Source organism: Fusibacter sp. QWL-12 (assembly GCF_058683495.1).
This window is the reverse complement of the sequence record NZ_CM178745.1, coordinates 17708-40536: the sequence shown is the minus strand read 5'-3', so window position 1 is coordinate 40536 and position 22829 is coordinate 17708. Positions and strand designations below refer to the sequence as shown.

Genomic DNA, 22829 nt, shown 5'->3' with positions numbered 1-22829 from the left:
AGACTATGCCCTTAGAGGGAGGTTTTTATGTTGAAAAATAAGGTGATGTGGCAAGATGTATTGTTCATCGGAACCATTGCATTTTTTGTACTAAGTCTAATAAATATCGCACTGGGGTTATTGGGATTTGTGTGTGCATTGACACCTTTTTACTTAGCGTACCGATATAGAGAGAAGGTATGGTGTAAGAAGTACTGCCCAAGGGCGAGTTTATTCTCAAAGCTACTTAAGAGGATCTCATTTGGATTAAAGCCACCAGAAGGATTATACTCTGATAAAACCAAGCGGTTTATCCTCAACTTCTTTTGTATCAATCTGGTAATGATCAGTTACTCGACGCTGGCTGTTGCAGTTTTAAATGCGCCACCTATGGATTATGTACGTTTTCTAATGCTATTTAAAATGCCGTTTGAGCTGCCACAGCTCATCCAACTTACGCTTCCAACTGCCGTTATACATTTGAGCTATAGGGTCTTTTCGATAATGTTCTCTTCTATAATCGTTGGATTAATCCTTGGTATAATGTACCGACCGAGAAGTTGGTGTGCAATCTGCCCAGTTAATACACTTACAGGCGTTATGATAGAGAGAAATATGCAAAAAAACGCAGTTTCATAACTAAAATTGAACCATTCTAAGAGAGGTTGGCATTGATTCTAAGAACGGATATAGACTATGATATGGATGATAGGTTAACGTAATTCTTAGGAGGGGTAATATGATCGAATCTCAACAAACTAACCAAACTTGGCAGTTTAAATCGAATATTGGGGAATTGATCGGATTTGTTAAGAACCATTTTGTGTTGATGATTACTGGTGAAGAGTATTCTAGCTTGGTTAGACACGTACTAATTAGCTTAGAAGATGATAACTTGAGTCGCGCAAAATTCTTTCTTAACAGAGCAAAGAGAAAATCACCTGAAGCTTCAGAAACACTACAGCTTGAGAGGTTGATGGTATTACAGCTCGAAAGAAACTAAGACTATCTTTGACATTCCATAATAAAATCCATATAAAAAAGGTGCTGAAAATCAGCACCTTTTTTGTGTGTTTAAAAGTAGAAAGGGTAAATTAAGGCATATAGAGGGGGCGTTGTGATGAAAACACAGGGCATTGTACTTGCAGCAGGGTTTTCAAGTCGAATGGGCTTGAATAAAATGCTATTTGAGATAGAAGGTAAGTATATGCTCGAGTGGAGCATTGAATGCCTTTTGCCTTTTTGCGAGGACGTCTTTGTGATATTAGGTCATGATGCAAACCGTATCACAAATGCTCTTAGCTCTAATCATAGTAGATTAAGTGATCAAGTAAGATTTATTATTAATTCTTCATATCGTTCGGGGATGTATTCCTCAGTTCTAGAAGGCTTTAAGTACATAGATGGCACACAAGTATTGGTTTTGCCGGGAGATATACCTTTCGTAAAAAAAGATACCATTCAGCGGATACTAGAAAAGAGTGGACCGGTTAGAATTCCTAGTTTTCAAAATCACTCTGGACATCCAATCCTTCTTGAAAAGGCAGTAGTAAAGGGAGAGCTGTGTTTAAAAGTAGAAACGTTGAGAGCATTAATCAAACACTATGAGATAACATATGTTCCTGTAGATGATAAACGTATACTTATGGATTTTGACACTTTTACAGACTTTGAACAGTATCGAAATGAGGTGATCATTTGAAAATTTCAGATAATGTACATCGATTAGACGCTGTAGAAAAAATTGCTGGAAGAGCAAAATATGTAGATGACATAAGCATTGAAAATTTGCACTATGCGAAGACGTTGAGAAGCACTATTTCAAAGGGAAAGATTGTATCAATTAATTACCCAGAAGTACCTAAAGGTTTATATGTGGTAGATTCGCGAGATGTACCACGGTTTAATGAAGTGATCATTATTAAAAATGATATGCCAATTTTTGCACAAGATCAGATTAATTACTTAGGAGAACCGATTGCATTAATTATTGGGGCTGACAAGGACTTGATTAATAGTTATATGAAGCAAATCCAAGTCATTTATGAAGAAGAACAAGGCGTTTATAACTACATTGATGGTTCCGAAACTTTCACGGATTGGAATTTTGAGAAGGGCGATCTGAGTCAAATCAGCTATGATGAAGTGTTTGAAGAATTCTTTGAAACCGGCTATCAAGAACAACTCTATATGGAGAAGCAAGGCCTGTTGGCTTATATGGTAGATTCCATATTAACCATAACGGGGTCTATGCAATGTCCGTATTATTTGGTTGAAGCGGTAACGCATGCAACTGGACTAAAAGCAGATCAAGTAAGAGTCATTCATGCGGTTACAGGTGGAGGATTTGGTGGTAAAGAAGATTATCCTTCGTTGTTAGCCTGTCAGATCGCTATTGCATGCTTAAAGTTAAAGGTACCGATTAAGTTAATATTAGATCGGAGAGAGGATATTGCATACACATCCAAAAGACATCCTTCCATCATACGGTTAAAAACTTACCTAAAAGGAAAGCAAATTATCGGACTAGATGCGGATATTACATTAGACGCGGGTCCTTATTTGGGGTTATCCGACATTGTACTTCAAAGAGCAGTCTTTACGGTATCTGGATGCTATAAAATCGAGCATCTTAAAGTTCATGGTAAGACCGTTAAAACAAACAATGTGTTTACCGGTGCTTTCAGAGGTTTTGGAGGACCACAAGTATCCTATGCGCTTGAAATGCATATGACACATCTCGCACGTAAGTACAATGAAGACCCTATTGCATTTCGAATACGTCATCTTCTTAAGGATGGTGACACATCTGCGACATCAGGTGTTTTCTTAGAAAAATTGTGCTTAAAGGAATTGCTAGACACGCTTATAATAAACTCCGATTATGAGAAAAAGATAAAAAACCCATTAAAAAATGTAGGCTATGGGGTTTCAATCGTCACCCATGGTGGCGGTTTTACAGGCAATGGTGAATCCAAACTCATAAAAGCAAAAGTCAGGTTGGATAAGGATACTGAGGGGATTATTAGGATTCTAGTTTCAAACGTCGAAATGGGGCAAGGTACTCAAACCGCATTGTGCAAGATTGTTGCAAGTGCACTAAACATTGACTTTGATAAAGTGAAATACATCGTTCCTGATACATTTCTCGTTCCTGATTCAGGGCCAACTGTAGCATCGAGAACGGTTATGATCGTTGGTGAATTATTATATAAAGCTGCTATAAAAATGCAAAGTGAGAATTTGAATCATGTTGAACTAACTTTTTCACCGCCAGAAAAACTCATATGGGATAGTAAATCGAGTAAGGGGAACGCCTATATGGCGTTTTCGTGGTCGGCCTTATTGGCGCGAGTTGAAGTAGATCCATTAACGTATGAGGTAACCTGTACGGATATTTGGGGCAGTTATGACGTTGGTATGCCAATTGATGAGAAGTTGCTTCTTGGGCAAATACAAGGTGGTATCGCTCAAGGCTTAGGCTATACACTGATGGAAAATATGACTTCTACTAAAGGTAAAATCAATCAAATTTCATTTTCTAGTTATCCTATACCTACGACAATGGATATGCCTAAAATTCACACGAGCATTATTGAAAATCGATTTGAATTTGGACCTTTCGGAGCGAAATCTGTAGGTGAACTGAGTATTATAGGCGTTGCACCTGCTATTGCAGGGGCAGTGGAAAATGCACTTAACATCCACACCAATCAGCTGCCACTAATACCTGAATTGATAGAGCAGGTGATGCGATGAAGACTTTATTTTACGAGTTGAATAATCAAATTTATGAAGCGCCACTAGATTTAACACGTCGTTTAATTGATGTGATCAGAGTTGATCGTGGGCTGACTGGAACGAAAGAAGGCTGTCAAGAAGGTGAATGTGGTTCATGCCTTGTATTTTTAGGCGATAAAGTTGTCAATTCATGTTTAACCCCGATTGGCAATGCTGTCGGTAAGAAAATTATAACGATTGAATCCTTTTCTCAAACAGTAGCATATCAAATGATAGAGAAAGCCTTCGTTGAAGCTGGCGCAGTACAGTGTGGCTTTTGTACACCTGGAATGGTAATCGCAACCGCTGGGTTACTTCTTTCAAAAGTTGAACTAAGTTATGAAAACGTTAGAATAGGTCTGTCTGGAAACTTATGTAGATGCACAGGGTATCAAATGATTTTTGATGCGGTGCAAAAATTGGAAGGTGTGATCATTGATGAAATCATTTTATCCAACTAATGTTCTAGAGGCACTTGAAATTATGGATTCTCATTCTTGTAAGCCTATTGGAGGTGGCACTGACCTCATGATTAGGGGGAGAAGCTGGCAGGATAGTACTCGGAATTTCAATGTAGATATTGTCTTTATCAGCCATCTTAAAGAATTGAAAGCCATCAAGGAGGATTCAGAAAACTATTATATAGGTGCAGCTGTTACACAGCAAGAGCTCCTCAACTATCATTCTTTGCCCCAATATTTTAAAGAAGTACTTGGTCAGATGGCAACGGTTTCTATTCGAAATACTGCGACTATAGCGGGGAATATTTGCAATGCTGCAAGCGTTGCGGATCTATTACCGCTTATGTACATCCTCAATGCGAAAGTTGAACTTGAAAGTGTAGGGGGGAAACGACTGATGGGAATCGCTGACTTTGAACTCTCGAAATACCATACAGCGATTCATACCAATGAGTTGATTAAGCAAATTATCGTTCCTAAAGTCGATGTAAATGCTTATTTTTATAAAAAAATAGGTCAAAGAAAGGCAAGCATTCTATCTAAAATTTCATTTATTGCTTTAAAACTTAGTTCGGAGGCGCGCGTTGCCATAGGCGCTGTTAACGATACGGTGATACGATCAGAAGACCTTGAGAGGAAAATTTTTCATAGAGACCCTATTGAAACGGTTTTATCTGATTTTAAATTGTTGCTTAATTCCGCTGACGATCAGCGCTCTACGAAAGCATATAAAGAAAGGGTAGCCATGAATTTGCTTGAAGATTGGCTAGGTGACTATTATGAAAAAGAATAGTGTTTGGATTTTTTATGGTGGACTTTGGGGGCTGATAGAAGCATCATTGGGTTATCTGATACATCTAGGTGTACCATCGATTGCTGGCTTAGTATTATTTCCAATTGGCGCATATTTGATGGTGGCTGCCTCAAAACAAAGTGGCAAAAACAGTGAGGTTCTAAAGGTGGCAGCTTTGGCGAGTTTTATTAAGCTGTTAGACTTATTCTTTGTAAGCAATTGGTTGGTTGTGATTAATCCAGCAGTTATGATCTTATTTGAAGGTGCATTTGTAATGTTGCTTCTTAAAGAGACAGAGTTTAAAAATGCAATATTTGCTTCATATGGGTGGCGATTGCTGTTCGTATCCTATTTGTTAATGTTAAGTGTGCTAGGATACGAGATACGACTATTTAAATCAACCGTAGAAACGATTAAATTTATTTTCTTGGATGGTTTAATTAATGCGCTGATGATCACAGTGATATTTAAGTATTCACCAATATTAAGGCTTAAAATAACAGCGTTTAAAGCATTATCAATGGCTATTCTAGCAATAATAGTTACGGTGGTGATATAGGTGCGAATTCTAGATACTGTCGAGAACCTCGTAAATCAAAAAAAATCACTTGTGATTGCCTGTGTGGTTAAAAAAGACGGTGAAGGTCCTATACCAATTGCTTCAAGAATGATTATTGACAGTGAGGGGAAAAAATATGGCACGATCGGTGGTGGCGCACTTGAAAAAGTAGTCATCAGTAAGTGTGAGCAGCTTTTAATGGAGAAAAAACACGATTTTGTAGACTATATTTTAGATATGGATGTTACGGAAAGCGTTGGTTTTCACGTGCCTATGCTTTGTGGAGGCAAAGTGTCAGTATTTTATGAGTATATTGCGCCACTGCCTAGATTGTATGTTTTTGGTATTGGAAACGTTGGAAAGGCGCTTTTGAAAATTATGGCAAATACAGGATTTTATATTATTGTCTGTGATCCTGAGATAGTACCAGAATATGAGCATGATCAGTATTTTGATAACGTTCAGGAAGCTATTGAAACGATAGATGCCGAAAGCTATATCGTAATTAGCACGAACTCACATCATACCGATTATGAGATATTGAAAGCGCTACTTGAAAAAGTAAGCCAGCCTATGTATTTAGGGATGCTCGCTTCAACTAAAAAAATTGATAGCATAAAGATCAAGCTACTCAAAGAAGTTGGGATCGAACTAAGTAATGTTTTCAGTCCAATCGGTATAGGAATAGGCGCTTCGACGACAGAAGAAATTGCCATATCAATTGCGGCACAACTGATTGCATATAGAAACGGAATTAATGAGATAAAGGATTTGTCAAAATGAACTATATAATTACAGGTAGTCGAAATTCGGGGAAGACACAAAAAGCGATAGAAATGCTTAAAACACTTTCAAATGTAGGGGGGATCGTTACGCCCAAAAGATTTACTGAAAGCGTTTTTCAGGGCTATGAGGTATTAGATATAGAGAGTGGTATCGTCAAACCTTTTCTTATCTATGGTGAGAGTGGCTATAAAAAAATCGGTGCGTTTTGGTTACAAGAAGAAGGCTTCAACCTTGCGGTTGAAGCCATTATCCGTGCTATATCTGAAAATAAAACGATCATAATAGATGAACTTGGCCAAGCTGAGTTGGCTGAAGATGTGTTTTATAATGCAATAAATTTGATCCTAAACACAAATTTGAAGTTCGTCTTTGTCATTAGAAAATCTTTACTTGAGTCTTTTATTAAGAAGTTTAAGGCTTTAGAAGTGTGCGAAATAATCGATATGGATTTATAGCTTAAACTGCCTTATAAACTGATCAATTACCGATTCGTAAAGCGCTTTTTCTTCTGGATGTGCAAGTGCCTCAGCATTTAAACAATCAATTATAAACTCATATGCATCATAGACGAGGGCAGATGCTTTAAGGTGACTGAGCATGAGCTTGACCGCATTTAATGCATGATAGGTTTTGGATTGATAGTTCGGTCTGTAGCCTTCAAGGGTCGCCATCAAGCTCTTATCAAAGTTGATTTGATTCTTTTTGTATACAACTCTAGGATCGACATGGTAGATTAAGAATTCAAGCATGGCTTCATGATTGAGTTCATTACCAGGGAGCTCGTAAGCAGCTTTATACAAATACTCATAGATATCTTGAGGTTCAGCGTTGACTTGCATTAAATACTTAGCATAAATGAGTTGTGCTGAGGAAATCTGATACTTAGAGTACTCACTGACATGGTAGACATATTTCTCCCACGATGCGTTTTCTTTATCTTTACAGGGCTTAAGACCGTACTTCTCTGTGAAGCTCTTTCTTCTGTTCAATTGATTCTCGTAAAGTGTGACACAGCTTCCAAGTGAGAAAAAGTACCTCTGTTTGATATAGGCTTGCATGATAAAATGATCGACGATATAATTTTCTGCATCCTCCAAACGCGTTAATAGCGCTTCGATCTCCTCAGGAGATAAACTTTGAAAATCGACGGTTTTTGTAAAGCCATAATGATCAAGAAATGAGTTGAAATCAACCCTTGAGATCATAATGTTATAAATATCAGAAACCGCTTGTCTGCCTTGATTGACGTAGATATTTTGATAGCCGGGTACGCCAACACTCTTATAGACGTGATAATGAAGCGCATAAATCCACCATTTCCCGATGTTGTTATAAGACAACGCATGATTTTGATCAATTGCGCGTTCGTAGTAGTGCATGGAAAATTTGACTGGTGTTTGATTGATGTCAAAGCGTTCATTTGAGCTAATCTGTCCTATTGACCACATCGCCGGACCGTATCCGGAATTTGCGTTTATGGTATAGAGATTCATGGCTTTATCCTTCTGAAGTTCCAAGAAGTTGTTGCCATAGAAATACATATCTGCAAGCTCTGAAGAGATTAATGGATTATTGTGCGTGTGCGAATCGACATATGTTTTGATAGCAATGGCACCTAAATAGCCTGAAATTCCGTATTTATATGCAATATCAATAAAATCATAGACATCCATTGGATTGAGGTGATAGTCCTCTATTAACTTATCAAGAGCCTTATTATCCTCACTTCGGGTAATGACCGTACTCGAGCTACTAAGAGATAAATCCTCAATCACGTGTATCATATCTTTGAAATCACCAATATGAAAAGCCCATAAGATTAGGAGGGCAAGCGCATATTCTGGTGATTTTTTATAAGTATTTGAGAGTTGGCGATAAAAGAACATATTCTCTTCTTCTTTTAAAGCGGTATCGAGCGTTAATAGATCCTCAATCCAGTTTTCAAACTTATCAGAGTTATAATTTCTTAGTATAAATTTACAGGATAAGAGCATTTCTTCAAAAAAATATTTATCAAAAGCTTCTAAAAATCGCTCTCTGAATTTGGATTCTCTACGTTTTGGATCCGTTTGTCTTGTAAAAAGATTCGACAATCGACTTGAGTTGTTTTTTGTGACTTGAAGCATCGCTTTATTTTCTTCTGAGTTTAAAAAATAAAGTGGGAATACAGCTGTAAAAAAGGACATTTGGTTAATGCCAGAATACTCTGTGTTGGGAAAAACATAAGGATCAAGGATGCCATTGCTCAGTGCTTTCAATATAACTGATAGATTTGTATGCATGGTTGACTCCATTTATAATTTTTTAGTGTTTCCAAAGTACCATAATCCCGTATTGGTTTTTTCATATCCTACAAAGGCATCAGAAACCATATATAGGTCGGTATAATAGTAAAGAGGAAGAATAGGGGCTTCACTCATTAAGATCGATTCTGCTTGATACAAGTCATTGTACCTTGAAGCGTCATTTTTCGATTTTGCACTCATGATGAGTGCGTCATATTTATCATTGGACCAACCTGTTGAATTTATCGGATTATCTGAAGTCCAAATTTCAAGCATCGCAAGTGGATCAGAGTAATCCCCAAACCAACTGCCTCTAGCGATTTGATACTGTCTTTCAGCCTTAGTGGTCTGGAACACAGCAAACTCTTGGCTCACAAGTTTAACGGTAATACCCAGTTCGTTTTTCCACATTTCTTGAAGGGTTGCAGCAATCAAATTATTGGATTCAGAAGCGTTATAGAAAAGTTCAATGACAGGAAAGTCTTTACCATTTAAATAACCTGCATCTGATAATAACTGTCTTGCCATATCAGGGTTGTAACCCAACCCATAATCACCTGCAACCGTATTAAAGTCCTTACCATTTGCATCTAAAAGACCAGGTGGCATAAATCCGTTTGCTGGAAGTTCACCAGCTTTAGTTACTTCTTCAACTAAAAGCTTTCGATCGATTGATAGAATCAGTGACTTTCTGACATTTAGGTTATCGAGTGGGACTTTCGTTACATTAAATGCATAAAAGGCAGTTGCAATCATTGGGTTGATTTTTAATTGATTGGATTCGTTTAGCAATCTAGGAACTTCAACATTTGGTACTGAGTCAATGATATCCATCTGTCCTGATTCAAAAGCGGTCAATGTTGTTGTCGCTTCATTGATCATATAGATGTTAATCACATCTAGTGAAACTTTACTCATATTATAGTACTCTGGATTTTTAACCAGTTTTATAAGGCTACCAGATGTAAAGGCTTCAAGCTTAAATGGGCCATTGGTAACAGAGGTTTCTGGATTCAATGACCAAGTGCCATCGTAGTTGTTTTCTACGATTTCTTTTTTTGTAGGCATATAAGTAAATGTCGTTAAAAGCTCTAGGAAGAAAGGGGTTGGTCTATTAAGACGCACCTCCAAGGTGTTTGCATCAATTGCCTTCACACCGACTGCATCGATTGAACCAAGTCCTTTATGAAACGCTTCACCGCCATCAATATAGTAAAGCTGGTAGGCATATTCAGAAGCAAGCTTTGGATTTAACGCGCGCTTCCAAGCAAACTCAAAATCATAAGCCGTTAACTCTGTGCCATCAGACCAATTTGATTTTCTTAAAACAAAAGTATATGTCATTCCGTCGGTACTTATGGTATATGACTTAGCAACTGCAGGTGTAATGACGCCATCAACGCATCTGAATAACCCCTCGTATAAGTTGTTGATCACGCTTCCGCCATATAGATCTTTATTTAACTGTGGATCTAGTGTACCCGGTTCAGAACCGAGATTAAAATTAAGCACTTGTGGCGTTTCTGTATCCAATTGAGTCGTGCAACCTGTAAAAAGCATTGCAATTATCAAACATATTGCCCATATATTTTTAATCATATAAGTCCTCTTATGTTGGATTATTCAGGAATCATAGTAAAATAGACCCCAAAATGAGTGTATTTGAGAATGATTTGACGTAAAACTACTTACTATTATATATGAAAACTGGTGGTTTTGCCTTATTTTTATTATAATTGAATAAGAGCTTAAAATCATTAGAATCCGATTAATCCTAAATGGAGGAAAATATGAGAGTACACCCTGATATTCCAACGCTAACCGAGCTTGAATCGCTTAAAATCGGCAAGCTTGAAAAAGGTCATAGAAATTTGATTACAGATGTACCTGGTGTAAAGGTTGGACATTTTACTTATAAAGATGGCGATATTCAAACAGGCATTACAGCCATTTTGCCACATGAGGGCAATTTATTTAAAGAAAAAGTTGTTGCTGCAACGCATGTTATGAACGGCTTTGGAAAGAGTATAGGACTTGTACAAATTGACGAACTAGGAACACTAGAAACACCGATTTTACTCACCAATACGCTTAGTGTGGGACGTGTCGCTACTGGTCTCGTCCAATATATGCTCGAACAAAATCCCGATATTGGTATTTCTGCAGGCTCTGTAAATCCTGTCGTCGGTGAGTGTAACGACGGCTATGTCAACTCGATTAGAAAAATGGCAATAGAAGAAGCGCATGTAAAAGTTGCGATTGACCATGCAAACGATTCTTTTGAACAAGGCTCAGTAGGTGCAGGTACAGGGATGGTTGCCTATAATCTAAAAGGAGGCATCGGCTCATCTTCTAGAATCGTTGAACTCGATCAAGAACGATTCACCTTAGGGGTTCTCGTGTTATCGAATTTTGGTTCTTTAGCCACTTTTTCTATCGATGGGATGAAAACGGGCAGCGCTATTCAAAAACAATCAGAACGGCCGGAACAAGGTTCTATGATTGCAGTGGTTGCAACGGACATACCACTAAGTGATCGACAGTTAAAGCGTGTTTTAAAACGCGTATCAGCTGGAATGGCTAGAACAGGTGCTCACTTTGGAAATGGAAGTGGCGATGTGTTTTTTGGCTTTACGACAGCACACCGTATTTTCCATAGCTCAGAGACTGCAATCACTCAAACACAAATTTTACATGAAACAAAAATTGATTCTGTTTTTCAAGCAACCATAGAAGCAACTGAAGAAGCGATCATCAATTCTATGAGATATGCTGAAACCACTATTGGAAGAGACGGCAGAGTCGTACAGAGTCTAAAGTCATTCCTCTAACCAAGGAATGGGCAAAGCCACTACTCGAATATAATAAATACAACTAGAAAACTGGAGGTAAACATGCATCATAAGGAATTAACATGCGAACATTGTGAAAAGCAAATCGATAATAAAGCCGATTTAATCGTTTGCAAATCAGGACTTTTATATTTTGCCAAATACCATAAGACTTGCTATGACACTGTGAAAAAGGCAGGCGCAAAGAGGCTTTCAACACCGATTAATACGAAGTTTAATTTAATTATGCTTGGTATTTTGAACTTAGCGATTTTATTCTTCATCATTTTTGTTCCAAATAGCAGAGGTGTTTTCTTGGGGATTTGGACCATTGCTTTTTTAGGTGTAGACGTCCCTTATGCATTGACATTTTGGAAGATTAAAAAAGCTTATGATGAAATACAAATGTAACAGTTCTAGTTATATTGGCATAGATTAAAATTGAATTAGAATTTTTCATATGTAAGCGGTTTGTAATGTTCTAGGTTTATAATAGAATGAGGTGGTGAAGTTCATGAACAATAACGAAAATAAGTTATCAAAATACGAAGAAATAGCGTTTCATACACAGGTGTATGGGAGTGGCATCCCAGTGGTTATGCTGCACGGATTTGTTCTCGATCATCGGGTTATGAAGGGTAGCATAGAGCATTTGCTGGTAGAAAAAAAGTTTAAGAGAATCTATATTGACTTACCTGGTATGGGGCTTACAAAGCGATCAGAGAGGGTAAACCATGCGGATGAAATGATCGAAGCTATCGTTTGGCACATTAAGTCGCTGATAGGCGATAGCAAGTTTTTACTTATGGGCATGTCTTATGGTGGTTATCTTGCTAGAGGCGTTTTGGATCAGTTAAAAGACCAAGTGCTAGGTATGTTTCTTTTCGTACCGGTAGTAAAACCACTCAGTCACTTAAGACGTTTACCGATGCATCAGGTACTCAAAATTGAGACTTCATTTTTAGAATCCCTCAGTAAAGAAGAACAAGAGGCTATGATGGCGAATAATGTCGTTATAAGTGCTGAAAACTATGTGAGAGAAAAAGCTGAAATACTAGATGCTGTTGAAATTGCGGATCATGAATACTTGGAAAAATACCAAAGTGAAGGCTATGAAGCCAGCTATGATGTTGATCGAGATGCAACTCTTTTCGAGGGACCAGTAACGTTATTGGCAGGTAAGCAGGATTCTGTTGTAGGATATGAAGATCAGTACGAACTTAGTTTGAAATATAAGCGTTCAACCTTTGCTGCTATAGATGTGGCAGGCCATGGGTTGCAAATTGATCAACCCGAGCTCTTTAATGCTTTTGTGAATAACTGGATTTCAATTTTTGAAACGGAGTAATGATGCGTATAAATTAGGATGTTATATAGTAATGGAATAGAATGAACCGTTACTAGGAGGTGGTTGATGCCTGAATGGATCATAAGATATCATGAAATTGCTTTTTATCAAGAAGAGCTTGTAAAGATGATACGTAGCAAAAAGGATTTTACGTTAATCAGCACACAAGCAGACTCTTTTTTTGAAAAAGTGTTCCTCTTATTGGATACTTTATCAGACGAGAGAGATATTAATAGATTAGCAGAGCAACCCGTCCCTACAGAAATTGAAATTAATCGCATCGATTGGATGAGAGAAATATATGATCGTGCGCTTGATTTGCAGAAAAAAATGAATTGGCTTCTCGTTGGGGAAAACGGTTGGCCAACTGCTATGGCAGGCACTAAACAACGCATTTGTCTTGCAGATCAACCCACAGAGAACGTGATGAAGCTGTCACATATTGTCATTGAATCAAAGGATCAGTTGGCTATAATTACTGAACTAGGTGAGCTTGTTAAGGATATAAAGACCTTAGTGAAGTAGTAAGTTAGGAGGGTGTATAAAATTGATTCAAGTTAAAAGACTTTTTAAAGGCTATTTTAACTATGTTATTCGCCTTGCTATTGTTATCAGTATCGTATTCTCAGTTGTTTTAGTGATACAGCAGTTTAATGAGGGTTCAATATCAACAATTATAGGCAATATTGAAATGACCGGTATTCCAGCACTTCTAATAACAGTGGTTTTACTATTTGTTTGGAATACCGTCCAGTTTTCAATCTATGGTGCTTTGACATTTCCCCTCTATCTGTTAATAGCGATTTTAATGGGGCGACTAAAGCAAGAGGATTCTGAGAACGAAGTTTAAATGGAAGTGACTCAGTGGAAAAGAAAGCGTTAGATACAAATCAAAATAAATTTAATTATTACTGGAGGTAATAATGCTGAAAAAGTTAAAATTTTCTTTAGAGCAGTATAGTAGAATACTTTTAATCACCAACATAATGTTAGTTATTTTTCTTATAGCATTTTCAATACATATGAAATCAGAGTTAAAAGCACAAGAAACCTCAATTCAAAATCGATACGATATGTTAACTCAAAGTATTAGCACATTAGAAGATCAACTCGTTAAATATGGGGATCAAGATATGACTTTAGAGGTGCGAGTTGCTCAATTAGAGTCTTCAGTACTTTGGAATAATAATTATAATATAGAAACAGATAAGGTAGCACATCAGATGGAAGTCGATGCCTTTAAAGTATCTTCAACCGTTAGACAGCTTGAAAACATTCAAAACGTTACATTGTATCAAGCATCAGTAAACGATGGTACAAAAGAGATCATATCAATTTACACGATTGATGGTGATACCTATGAACCGATAGAGCGATATCCATTTTTAGTAGATAAAACCCTAACCATAAAGGATAAAATTGATCGCATTGCTGAAGAGCTAAGCGTTAATGTATTTGGTTTACCCGTTACAGTAGACCGCATACAAGAGGTTGATGGTATGAAAATCGCTGAGATCATGCTTGGTGAAGACGATCGGTATGGTGATGCATTAACTTGGAAATATCAATACTTTCAAGGTTCTTTAGGCAGTGCGATGACGATGACGACACTTCAGGAATCCTTTTTACAAAGAGCGTATCAAGGTGAGTGGATTGATGCTATCCGAATTTTTTATGAAGATGGAAGCGTCTACAGTACTGATCATATTGAAACGTTTGGGACTCTTATAAAAAGATAGTTGGCTTATTTGATGATCTAAAGTTCTCAATAAGCATAATATGTAGCTTAATTATGAGGGGCTATAATGATGAAAAACGTAAAAGCGTTATGTATAATACGATTTAAGAGATTCATGCTAATCGGACTATTTATAGGCACTTTTTTAATATTTACAGCTTCAGAGACACATCAACCCACTATTGCTTTGATTTATCCCAGCGATCAAATTTTGACGTTGTACGAAAAGACAGCCAAGGATCCATTTGGTGTTGATGAGTACTATAACGAAACAGTAGGTAGGACGTTATTGGACTTCTTAGATGAACACTGTAAGGATAACGATATAGTTATATCGTCGGTTCAGACGCTATTAGAGCAAGATCCGTTTACCTTTAGTTATAGTGGTCTTGATCGCATTAACGAGTCTATATTAAATCAGAAAGTTAGGGAAAAGGTTGTATTATATCTTACTGATCTATGTATGCAATTTGATGTAGATAAGATCAATGTAATGTTGCTGCCGAGTGGTATTTCAAATTATGGGGTTACTTTGTCGAATGATTCAATAATCATTTGGGTTAACCCTAACCTTTTGAAAGACAATGAATATGCCGTATATGAAATATTGACACATGAGTTCGCACATCTTAAAACAGTAGATTTTGATAATCTTTCTTATCGCTTTTCAGATAACATCTATTATGAGGGACTCGCAACTTATTTTTCAGATTATATGATGTTTAAGCAATTCAACATAGAACATTATTTTTATAATCTAGGCTATAACACAGAACTTGAATGGGCTCAATATGATCCTAGAGTCATTCCGAATGATCGACTATTTTTTAGAGAGATGAATCCAGATTTTTATGCTTCATATATTTTTGGAAATACTATTTTTTATGAAGTGTTCGGTTCCGTTATTGATGTTGATATAGAAAAGTTGTGGTCACTGAGCAAAGAGAATTTTTGGGAAATATACATAAGTAAAGGTTCGTTATAGGGAGGCATTATGAGTCAATTCTTTTTCTTTGCATCGGATGCGCCATTGACAGAAGTGAAAAATGATCTAATTTGCTACTATTCCATCAATGACTTAATTGAGAAAAATCTTGAAGTACCAGAGCTTTTGATTGGCGCAGAGGTTGATCCTGATGCCAAAGTCGTCATTTTGGTGGATGATGAAAGTGATTTCGATGAAATTACAATCGATTGTGAAATTGATATTCAGCATAGCTATGGACCTTATTATACCAGTAAACCTTATATCGCAGAGCTTTCTTGGCGGTATAATGAAGAAAGAGCACTCAAGTTAGTTCAGTATATACAGGAGCAGTTTCATAAAAATAAAATTTCTGATATTGAACTTTGGTATATTTGGAAAGATGAACTGATAGACGAGGTGGCTATAAAAGAAGTGAATTTAAGCGCTTTGTCGACAGCCGATTTAAAGCTGATGTTTGATTTAGATCATTACATCAAGCCAAGTTGTTTGAAGATCAAAAAAGAGAGTGAACAGAATGCTGTCGCCAAGGTGGATGAAATTCAGAAGAACGAAACAACTGTTTCCAAAGAAAGGGGTAAACAAAATTGGATTATTCTCAATTAAGTGGTAAAATCGATAGATTTATAGAGCTGATGAAGGAAAAGCATCAAGTTGTCGGCGCTATGGTAACTGGGTCATATGTGACTCAGCAAATGCAAGAACATTCCGACATAGATATCTTTTTGTTAGGCGCTGATGATGCTTTCTCAGCAAGAGGTCGTATGTTCTTTGAAGATCAAGAGTTCGAGTATTTTATTTCTCCAGAGTGGAAATACTTTGACCGTTTAGAGAAAGATATGACGTCGGTTAGAATTTATTCAGATGCAAAAATATTAGTAGATCCCAATCATCAACTGAAGCGGATACAAGAGAAAGCAATTGAAAAAAAAGCTGCCTATGATTTTAGATTAAATGATAGTCAAAAAATTGATTTTGCTTTCTATGTGGAAACCGTCTACTTTGATGGTATCGATTTGTTTGATGCAGGCGCATATGAGGATTTCTTGTTTTTTACAAACTCTCAAATTAAAATACTTTGTGATATTGCAGTAAAATATCTCATTAAAATGCCTGTCTACGCAAAGCATGGCTACACTGAAATGCGTCAGATAGCGCCTGAATTTGCAGTCCTATTAAAAGTGTTTCTAGAAGCGCCGATACACGCATCTGAAAAAAAGACAGCATGGGAAGCTTTATGTCGTGAGGTTTTAAATGGACTTGGTAATCCAGATACAAGCAATTATTATGCTGAAGAGAAAATCAAGTTTTAGTGAGGGAGCTAGAATGATAGCGGGACATCGCCAAAGGGAAAGCATCGATAAAATTGTAAAGTCACTGATTGAAGATCCTGCTGTGATAGCGGTCTTTTTAAAAGGTTCTATTGCGAAAGAGCAGGATGATGAATATTCAGATGTAGATTTATATTGTATGGTAACTGAAACGCTTATGCATGATTTTTTACATAGGCGTTTAATGCATTTAGAAAAGTATAAAAGTATGGTCTTTATAGAAGAGGTAAATTTTGTGGCACCACAAATCGTTGCAGTATTTGAAGATGGGCTACATTTTGATCTTTATACGGTGACAGAAAAATCGCTTGTTCGCACTGGTGAAGTTAAATCGCTTTATGATCCCACTCAAATGCTTAGAGATTATCAAAATGAAGGTTTTTATATTGATACTGAAAGCATCGAACAGCTTTTAGACGAGTTGACATTTAATCTTTTGGAGTTTGATGCTGCTTATAATCGCAAAGATTTGATATGGGCTTCAAGGCTGGCAAGTCATATGATGGGTACTTTATCCTTGATTTTAAGAGCGGTCAAAGATCCGCAGAATGGTAAGTTAGGGATGAAACGTCTTTCTCAGTATCTTTCAGATGATGAACATGAAAAATTTAGTGCGATTATGGATGGTATTGGGCCAAGTGACTTGCATAACGGAGTGGTTCAGATTTTGGCATTTATAGATGAACTTATATTGAATTATGCGTTAAACATGAAGCATGAGGCGTTTTATCATATGATGTCAAAGCAGATAAGAGAGAGTGTGTATGAAAATGAAATGGTTAAACCATCAAAAAGTGAATAGCAAGGTTAAAGCGTTAGGCGATGAAGAGGCTTTAGATGTGACGGCTATAGCGGAAGTCAATCAAGATTCCGCTTCCTTTTATGCGGATTTAAGAGTCAAAACCTTGAGCTGGTTAAAGGATAAAAAGATACCGAAGGGGCTGGGCGAGGTTATCTTTTTTGCTCCAGACCTATTTTATCTCATGTGGCAATTGACCTTTGACCCAAAATTAGACGGCGTTCATAAGAAAAAGGCGGCTTATGCGCTTCTATATTTTATGTTGCCGATAGATTTTATACCGGATATACTTGGCCCAACGGGTTATGCTGACGACCTGTTTGTTGTAGCCACAACCCTAAACTCTTATTTTAATGATGTGCCACCCGCTGTTCTTATGCGATATTGGAAAGGGAACACGCAGTTGATGTCGGTCATTCAAAAGATTTTAGGAGAGGTAGAGAAGGGGAAAAATTTCTTTAATAATTATGTTAAAAAGCCCTATCGCTTGTTGCAATTGGGAAGAAAAAACAAAAAGTGAGGTATATTATGAAATCAATATTTAAAGGATTAGCTGTTATTGTAGGAGGTGTGATTTTTACTGTAATTGGCAGCCATTTGGTTTATAGAAATCAATATGATTTAATGCTAAAAATCATGAGTTATATACCATTTGCAATTATCTACTTAGCAGGGGCAATCGTGATGGCTATATCTGAGCTGGGAGAAGAGTTGGTTTTCGGTAAGAAGAACTAGGAGGCTAGTATGATGAAAAACAAACGGCTTATGTTTTCTATGTCACTATTCCTTTTGTTATTTGCTTTTGCGGCTTATAATTTTCTCAGAATAGATTCACAAGAAGGGGAACGAGCCATTGCGAAAATTCATAGTAGTGTAAGTAGGATATTAACGGAAGAGTTAAACACATTATTTCTCTCGGCGAATGCCTACAGTAAAGGAGAAAAGTCGTTAACCGATCAGTCCGATCTTTATGAGACATTAGACCATACATATAACATCGTTGATCAGACGCAATCGATTATAGAGAGTTTATCTAGTTTTGATTATAGGATAGACATTACTTTGGAGTTCACAAACCGATATTTAAGTGAAATGCGTAATCTTGCATCTCATAATAAGCTTACGGAAACGGATCTCGTTAACTTAAAATCACTTAATAAGGGTTACTTTTATGAAAGTACAAATGAGTTTTATAAAAAAAGTGGTCTCGGAGGGAGTGCGCCAGATTTAACATTCTTTCAACCCTTTTATGATCTCGAAGAAAAGACCTACAATTATTTATATGGGGATAAATAATTGAGCACTTTAAATTGACTATGATTAATTTGTTACTTCATATTTATTGCAATAAACAAATAATATATTTAAATATATAGTATTTTAAAATATATATATAAATATATTATATATCTAAAAATAAAAGTTATTAAATTTAAACAATTAATCATTATAGTTATTTTAAAATATATAGTATATATAAAAAAGTAAATTAGAAAATCAATCAAGGGGGATACAGATGTCCAATAAAGAGAATAAGGACAAACGCAGCTTAATGAACAACATCGTATTTACATTACAGCATATGTTTAAGTGGCAACCAGAATCAATGTGGTTAACTTTAGTAAACTCTATAGCAGTTGCAATTGCACCATTTATATGGGTGGTGGTTCCTAAGCTAATTATTGATGCGGTTTCGACAAAACAATCCACAAACTACATTATTACGATTTTGCTAATTACTTTGATCGTGGCATCAATTGTCTATTTTACAAAAGAGGCATGTATTGGCGTCTATCGAATGAAAATGGCGAGAACTAGAATGCTCTTCGGGTTAGAATTGCATGGAAAAGCGATGCAACTTGACTACCATCACGTAGAAAATGTTGATACTCAAAATGCATTACATAGAGCGAAATGGACGACCAGTAACCCTCAATTTGGGATGGGTGGCGTCATGCAAAACACCTTCTCAATCGTTGGTTATTTACTTGGATTCATTGGCTATTTAGGGATTATTTTTAGTCTTAATCCTTTGGTTTTAATTTATTTATTATTTAGTGTGACTATTATTTACAGAAGAAAGGACAAAGCCAATAAGTTCCAACATTCAAAAGAAGATGAACTTAGACCGGATGAGAGAAAGTTTAGATATTTAGCAAGAATTATGACGGATTTTGAGTTTGGTAAAGACATTCGAATCTACCAGCTTAAAGAGATGCTCTTACAGAAAATGTTGTATTTTAACCGTAAGACAGAAGCAATACAGAAAACGATTTATAAAGAATTTTTAAAAGTAGAGCTATTAGATACGGTTTTAGTTTTATTAAGAGATGGGATCGTCTATGGCTATATTACTTACTTAACATTAAATGGGAGATTAACCTTTGGTGACTTCATCCTCTATACAGGTACAATAAGTGGCTTTGCTGTATGGATGCAAGAGCTGATGCGACAAGTGACTTTGCTTAGACTTGCAGCTAGATATGTAGATGATTATCGAGACTACATGGAAATCGATGGGAATGCTGTTTTGGCTGAACCACTTGAAGCGCCAAAAGGCGAGCGTCATGATATTTGCTTTAAAGACATTTGTTTTAAATATCCTGACAGTGAGAAGGCTGTGTTTGATAAGCTTACCTTAGAAATACCTGCAGGACAAAAACTGGCAATTGTCGGAACAAACGGTGCCGGAAAGACAAGCTTAATTAAACTATTAACGGGACTTTATCGCCCAAACTCAGGCGAGATTCACATTTCTGGAACGGACATATCTCGAGTACCACTTACAGAGCATTATAAATTGTTTTCAGTTGTCTATCAGGAAATCAAGCCTCTTGCAGCTAGTATCGCAGAAAATATAGCTTCATGTGAATCACCTGATGAAGCTATGGTATGGGATGCTTTAAAACGTTCTGGACTTGAGAATAAGGTTAAAACATTAGGGAAGTCTATCGATACAGAACTTCTAAAAGTCATTTATGACGATGGCATAGAGCTTTCAGGTGGCGAAAATCAAAAGTTAGCACTTGCAAGAGCACTCTATAAAAATGGACCAATCGTTATATTAGACGAACCGACATCCGCTTTAGACCCAATCGCTGAAAAGGACATATATGAAAGCTTCAATGATATGATTGGCAACAGAACTGCGATCTTTATTTCACATCGTCTTTCAAGTACGAAATTTTGTGATAAAGTTATTTTTATCGAAGATGGTAAGATTATCGAATCGGGTTCTCACTCTGAACTCATGGCACTTAAAGGAAAATATGCACATATGTTCAACCTTCAAGCACAGTATTATCAAACTCAGTCGGAGGTGAGCGCATAATGAAACCAAGTGAAACGAAACATACAACCTTACAAGTGTTCAAATATTTCACCAAATTAGTGCATCAATTAGCACCAAAATACAGTTTAACCCTGTTGGGGTTATCATTATTTAAAACGCTTAGACCTCTTATTTTTATTTTTGGTCCTAAATTCATCGTCGATGAGTTGATGGGCGCACAGAGAACTGAGCTACTAGTGGGAATGATTATTACAATTGCAGGCTTGAATTTTATATTTGGTATTTTTGAAAAAATCCTGCAAGCACGATGTGATCTACAGACAGATCAATTTAACAATGCATTCGAACGTTATATTTCTTCTAAAACAGTGGATTTGGATTTTGAAAATGTTGAAGATCCAGATGTCTTAAATTTAAAGGAACGTGCTCTATTTGCAGTTAGAAATCATGGTCTGATGTTTGGCATGGTAAATGCACTTTCAAAAATTGTCAACGAGTCGTTTTTAATTTTGTCACTATCTGTACTCATATGGACATTTAGCCCATGGGTGCTTCTGCTAGTCATCGTAGTGGTTTGGATCAATAGCTTTATCTTCAAAAAAATTCAAGCACTTTACTATAAGGAGTCTACTGAATCGGTGAATGCGAACCGAGAGTTTGTCTACTATATCAATCAATCTGGCGATCTGGAGATCGCAAAGGATATCAGGTTATATAAAAGCTTTAGAATGATACTGGATAAAATGGATCGCGTTAATTTGCAGACCAATAAAATCTATATTAAGGTTTATGGCGGAATAAGTCGCCTAAATGGATTGGTCAATGTTAATGCACAGATTCAGATGGTAGCCATTTATGCATTTTTGGTTTATAGAGCACTAAAGGGCTTTGTTACGGTGGGAAATTTCATGCTTTATGCTGGTGCTGTTGGAAAGTTTAGTGCAAGCTTAAATAACTTTGTAAGTAGCTTTATGGAAGCTTATCGGATTAGTCATCAGCTTCAACTCCTCGTCGCCTATGAAGAAATTCCAACTTCAGATATGACAGGTGATCAAGATGTTGAACTAACTGGTAACTATACGATTGAATTTCACGATGTTAGTTTCAAATATCCAAGAGCGTCAGAGAATACCTTGTCGAATATTTCTGTAAAAATTAAACCTAATGAAAAAATATCGATTATTGGTTTAAATGGTGCAGGCAAGACAACTTTTGTCAAACTACTGACGCGATTGTATAAGCCTTCTTCTGGGAAAATAACGTTAAATGGTATGGATATTCAAGATATCAAATATGAGCAATATATGTCGCTGATCTCAGCTGTTTTCCAGGATTATAAGCTTTTAGGATTGACTGTAGAAGAAAATGTGACAAGTAAGATTAAAAATGAATCCTCTGAAGCTGATGAAAAACTGGTGCGTATTTTAAAAGAAGTAGGGATGTGGGACGATTTGCAAGTGCTACCCAATAAAGTCGATACCCTGTTAGATAAAAGCTATGACAAGTCGGCGACGAAGTTTTCGGGAGGTCAGTCACAAAAGCTTACCATTGCCCGTGCGTTATATAAAGCAGCGCCAATTGTGATTTTGGATGAGCCAACCGCAGCACTCGATCCAATTGCCGAGTACGATATTTATATGAAGTTCGATCAGCTGGTTCAAAACAGAACAGCGATATACATTTCTCATCGTCTTTCAAGCTGCCGTTTCTGTGATCGCGTTTTGGTTTTTCAAGAAGGTAAAATCATACAATCCGGTCATCACGATGAACTCATTAAAGATCATGGCAACGTCTACGAAAAATTGTTCAATGCACAGGCTGTTTTTTATACAACATAATACATTTAAGTATTTTGGACCAAC

26 protein-coding genes are annotated in these 22829 nt (G+C 36.7%); 24 read left to right on the top strand and 2 right to left on the bottom strand.

Features of this window, described 5'->3' with window-relative positions; genetic code table 11:
* The first annotated feature begins 27 nt into the window (after positions 1-27).
* The 9 genes from AC4PID_RS00255 to AC4PID_RS00215 all read left to right on the top strand — a co-directional run bounded on the left by AC4PID_RS00255 (position 28) and on the right by AC4PID_RS00215 (position 6813).
* Positions 28-618: a hypothetical protein gene (locus AC4PID_RS00255; protein ID WP_492133577.1), complete on the top strand. Its 591-nt coding sequence runs from the start codon at positions 28-30 to the stop codon at positions 616-618.
* Between the two features lie 100 nt (positions 619-718).
* Complete coding sequence (locus AC4PID_RS00250) at positions 719-982, top strand: hypothetical protein (RefSeq protein WP_492133576.1); 264 nt, start codon at positions 719-721, stop codon at positions 980-982.
* 117 nt (positions 983-1099) lie between these two features.
* Positions 1100-1681 (top strand): nucleotidyltransferase family protein, encoded by a 582-nt coding sequence (locus tag AC4PID_RS00245; RefSeq protein ID WP_492133575.1) that lies wholly within the window; start codon positions 1100-1102, stop codon positions 1679-1681.
* On the top strand, positions 1678-3738 hold the full coding sequence (locus tag AC4PID_RS00240) for a xanthine dehydrogenase family protein molybdopterin-binding subunit (RefSeq protein WP_492133574.1): 2061 nt from the start codon (positions 1678-1680) through the stop codon (positions 3736-3738). The genes AC4PID_RS00245 and AC4PID_RS00240 overlap by 4 nt, the downstream gene beginning before the upstream one ends.
* Positions 3735-4220 (top strand): (2Fe-2S)-binding protein, encoded by a 486-nt coding sequence (locus AC4PID_RS00235; protein ID WP_492133573.1) that lies wholly within the window; start codon positions 3735-3737, stop codon positions 4218-4220. The genes AC4PID_RS00240 and AC4PID_RS00235 overlap by 4 nt, the downstream gene beginning before the upstream one ends.
* Positions 4198-5013, top strand: coding sequence for an FAD binding domain-containing protein (locus tag AC4PID_RS00230; RefSeq protein ID WP_492133572.1), 816 nt, complete (start codon positions 4198-4200; stop codon positions 5011-5013). Before AC4PID_RS00235 ends, AC4PID_RS00230 begins: the two co-directional genes overlap by 23 nt.
* On the top strand, positions 5000-5572 hold the full coding sequence (locus tag AC4PID_RS00225; protein WP_492133571.1) for a hypothetical protein: 573 nt from the start codon (positions 5000-5002) through the stop codon (positions 5570-5572). Before AC4PID_RS00230 ends, AC4PID_RS00225 begins: the two co-directional genes overlap by 14 nt.
* The gene (locus tag AC4PID_RS00220; RefSeq protein WP_492133570.1) at positions 5573-6355 is read left to right on the top strand and encodes an XdhC family protein; all 783 of its coding nucleotides are present in this window, start codon (positions 5573-5575) and stop codon (positions 6353-6355) included.
* Entirely contained in the window at positions 6352-6813 is a 462-nt protein-coding gene (locus tag AC4PID_RS00215) for a nucleoside-triphosphatase (protein WP_492133569.1), read from the top strand. The genes AC4PID_RS00220 and AC4PID_RS00215 overlap by 4 nt, the downstream gene beginning before the upstream one ends.
* On the opposite strand, the gene AC4PID_RS00210 is transcribed toward AC4PID_RS00215, so the two are convergent.
* Entirely contained in the window at positions 6808-8640 is a 1833-nt protein-coding gene (locus AC4PID_RS00210) for a hypothetical protein (RefSeq protein ID WP_492133568.1), read from the bottom strand. The genes AC4PID_RS00215 and AC4PID_RS00210 overlap by 6 nt on opposite strands.
* Positions 8641-8652: 12 nt before the next feature.
* Positions 8653-10242, bottom strand: a complete 1590-nt coding sequence (locus AC4PID_RS00205) for a peptide ABC transporter substrate-binding protein (protein ID WP_492133567.1) — start codon at positions 10240-10242, stop codon at positions 8653-8655.
* A gap of 191 nt (positions 10243-10433) precedes the next feature.
* Here AC4PID_RS00205 and AC4PID_RS00200 point away from each other — a divergent pair, with 191 nt between their 5' ends.
* The 15 genes from AC4PID_RS00200 (at position 10434) to AC4PID_RS00130 (ending at position 22805) form a co-directional block, all read left to right on the top strand.
* A complete protein-coding gene (locus AC4PID_RS00200; RefSeq protein WP_492133566.1) occupies positions 10434-11474 on the top strand; it encodes a DmpA family aminopeptidase in 1041 nt (346 codons plus the stop codon).
* Between the two features lie 63 nt (positions 11475-11537).
* Positions 11538-11885 carry a hypothetical protein gene (locus tag AC4PID_RS00195; protein WP_492133565.1) on the top strand — a complete coding sequence of 116 codons (348 nt, stop codon included), beginning with the start codon at positions 11538-11540 and terminating at the stop codon, positions 11883-11885.
* 103 nt (positions 11886-11988) lie between these two features.
* A complete protein-coding gene (locus AC4PID_RS00190) occupies positions 11989-12822 on the top strand; it encodes an alpha/beta fold hydrolase (protein WP_492133564.1) in 834 nt (277 codons plus the stop codon).
* Positions 12823-12888: 66 nt separating this feature from the next.
* Positions 12889-13347: a hypothetical protein gene (locus AC4PID_RS00185; RefSeq protein ID WP_492133563.1), complete on the top strand. Its 459-nt coding sequence runs from the start codon at positions 12889-12891 to the stop codon at positions 13345-13347.
* A 22-nt stretch (positions 13348-13369) separates the two neighbouring features.
* Entirely contained in the window at positions 13370-13672 is a 303-nt protein-coding gene (locus AC4PID_RS00180; protein WP_492133562.1) for a hypothetical protein, read from the top strand.
* A gap of 73 nt (positions 13673-13745) precedes the next feature.
* Positions 13746-14561 carry a hypothetical protein gene (locus tag AC4PID_RS00175; protein ID WP_492133561.1) on the top strand — a complete coding sequence of 272 codons (816 nt, stop codon included), beginning with the start codon at positions 13746-13748 and terminating at the stop codon, positions 14559-14561.
* A 66-nt stretch (positions 14562-14627) separates the two neighbouring features.
* Positions 14628-15545: a hypothetical protein gene (locus tag AC4PID_RS00170; protein ID WP_492133560.1), complete on the top strand. Its 918-nt coding sequence runs from the start codon at positions 14628-14630 to the stop codon at positions 15543-15545.
* A 9-nt stretch (positions 15546-15554) separates the two neighbouring features.
* Positions 15555-16151: a hypothetical protein gene (locus AC4PID_RS00165; protein WP_492133559.1), complete on the top strand. Its 597-nt coding sequence runs from the start codon at positions 15555-15557 to the stop codon at positions 16149-16151.
* The gene (locus tag AC4PID_RS00160; protein ID WP_492133558.1) at positions 16133-16858 is read left to right on the top strand and encodes a nucleotidyltransferase domain-containing protein; all 726 of its coding nucleotides are present in this window, start codon (positions 16133-16135) and stop codon (positions 16856-16858) included. The genes AC4PID_RS00165 and AC4PID_RS00160 overlap by 19 nt, the downstream gene beginning before the upstream one ends.
* A complete protein-coding gene (locus tag AC4PID_RS00155; protein ID WP_492133557.1) occupies positions 16800-17678 on the top strand; it encodes an aminoglycoside 6-adenylyltransferase in 879 nt (292 codons plus the stop codon). Before AC4PID_RS00160 ends, AC4PID_RS00155 begins: the two co-directional genes overlap by 59 nt.
* Complete coding sequence (locus tag AC4PID_RS00150) at positions 17641-18195, top strand: YkvA family protein (protein ID WP_492133556.1); 555 nt, start codon at positions 17641-17643, stop codon at positions 18193-18195. The genes AC4PID_RS00155 and AC4PID_RS00150 overlap by 38 nt, the downstream gene beginning before the upstream one ends.
* Before the next feature lie 8 nt (positions 18196-18203).
* Positions 18204-18410 (top strand): hypothetical protein, encoded by a 207-nt coding sequence (locus tag AC4PID_RS00145; protein ID WP_492133555.1) that lies wholly within the window; start codon positions 18204-18206, stop codon positions 18408-18410.
* 9 nt (positions 18411-18419) lie between these two features.
* Positions 18420-18971: a hypothetical protein gene (locus AC4PID_RS00140; protein WP_492133554.1), complete on the top strand. Its 552-nt coding sequence runs from the start codon at positions 18420-18422 to the stop codon at positions 18969-18971.
* Positions 18972-19191: 220 nt separating this feature from the next.
* A complete protein-coding gene (locus AC4PID_RS00135) occupies positions 19192-21006 on the top strand; it encodes an ABC transporter ATP-binding protein (protein ID WP_492133553.1) in 1815 nt (604 codons plus the stop codon).
* Entirely contained in the window at positions 21006-22805 is a 1800-nt protein-coding gene (locus tag AC4PID_RS00130; protein WP_492133552.1) for an ABC transporter ATP-binding protein, read from the top strand. The genes AC4PID_RS00135 and AC4PID_RS00130 overlap by 1 nt, the downstream gene beginning before the upstream one ends.
* Positions 22806-22829: the final 24 nt, after the last annotated feature.

What these genes read in the sequence shown, in the direction of transcription:
- AC4PID_RS00255 (WP_492133577.1), top strand. Translation starts at nt 28, where the DNA reads ATGTTGAAAAATAAGGTGATGTGGCAAGATGTATTGTTCATCGGAACC.
- AC4PID_RS00250 (WP_492133576.1), top strand. Translation starts at nt 719, where the DNA reads ATGATCGAATCTCAACAAACTAACCAAACTTGGCAGTTTAAATCGAAT.
- AC4PID_RS00245 (WP_492133575.1), top strand. Translation starts at nt 1,100, where the DNA reads ATGAAAACACAGGGCATTGTACTTGCAGCAGGGTTTTCAAGTCGAATG.
- AC4PID_RS00235 (WP_492133573.1), top strand. Translation starts at nt 3,735, where the DNA reads ATGAAGACTTTATTTTACGAGTTGAATAATCAAATTTATGAAGCGCCA.
- AC4PID_RS00230 (WP_492133572.1), top strand. Translation starts at nt 4,198, where the DNA reads ATGAAATCATTTTATCCAACTAATGTTCTAGAGGCACTTGAAATTATG.
- AC4PID_RS00225 (WP_492133571.1), top strand. Translation starts at nt 5,000, where the DNA reads ATGAAAAAGAATAGTGTTTGGATTTTTTATGGTGGACTTTGGGGGCTG.
- AC4PID_RS00215 (WP_492133569.1), top strand. Translation starts at nt 6,352, where the DNA reads ATGAACTATATAATTACAGGTAGTCGAAATTCGGGGAAGACACAAAAA.
- AC4PID_RS00210 (WP_492133568.1), bottom strand. Translation starts at nt 8,640, where the DNA reads ATGCATACAAATCTATCAGTTATATTGAAAGCACTGAGCAATGGCATC.
- AC4PID_RS00205 (WP_492133567.1), bottom strand. Translation starts at nt 10,242, where the DNA reads ATGATTAAAAATATATGGGCAATATGTTTGATAATTGCAATGCTTTTT.
- AC4PID_RS00200 (WP_492133566.1), top strand. Translation starts at nt 10,434, where the DNA reads ATGAGAGTACACCCTGATATTCCAACGCTAACCGAGCTTGAATCGCTT.
- AC4PID_RS00195 (WP_492133565.1), top strand. Translation starts at nt 11,538, where the DNA reads ATGCATCATAAGGAATTAACATGCGAACATTGTGAAAAGCAAATCGAT.
- AC4PID_RS00190 (WP_492133564.1), top strand. Translation starts at nt 11,989, where the DNA reads ATGAACAATAACGAAAATAAGTTATCAAAATACGAAGAAATAGCGTTT.
- AC4PID_RS00185 (WP_492133563.1), top strand. Translation starts at nt 12,889, where the DNA reads ATGCCTGAATGGATCATAAGATATCATGAAATTGCTTTTTATCAAGAA.
- AC4PID_RS00175 (WP_492133561.1), top strand. Translation starts at nt 13,746, where the DNA reads ATGCTGAAAAAGTTAAAATTTTCTTTAGAGCAGTATAGTAGAATACTT.
- AC4PID_RS00170 (WP_492133560.1), top strand. Translation starts at nt 14,628, where the DNA reads ATGATGAAAAACGTAAAAGCGTTATGTATAATACGATTTAAGAGATTC.
- AC4PID_RS00165 (WP_492133559.1), top strand. Translation starts at nt 15,555, where the DNA reads ATGAGTCAATTCTTTTTCTTTGCATCGGATGCGCCATTGACAGAAGTG.
- AC4PID_RS00155 (WP_492133557.1), top strand. Translation starts at nt 16,800, where the DNA reads ATGGACTTGGTAATCCAGATACAAGCAATTATTATGCTGAAGAGAAAA.
- AC4PID_RS00150 (WP_492133556.1), top strand. Translation starts at nt 17,641, where the DNA reads ATGAAAATGAAATGGTTAAACCATCAAAAAGTGAATAGCAAGGTTAAA.
- AC4PID_RS00145 (WP_492133555.1), top strand. Translation starts at nt 18,204, where the DNA reads ATGAAATCAATATTTAAAGGATTAGCTGTTATTGTAGGAGGTGTGATT.
- AC4PID_RS00140 (WP_492133554.1), top strand. Translation starts at nt 18,420, where the DNA reads ATGATGAAAAACAAACGGCTTATGTTTTCTATGTCACTATTCCTTTTG.
- AC4PID_RS00135 (WP_492133553.1), top strand. Translation starts at nt 19,192, where the DNA reads ATGTCCAATAAAGAGAATAAGGACAAACGCAGCTTAATGAACAACATC.
- AC4PID_RS00130 (WP_492133552.1), top strand. Translation starts at nt 21,006, where the DNA reads ATGAAACCAAGTGAAACGAAACATACAACCTTACAAGTGTTCAAATAT.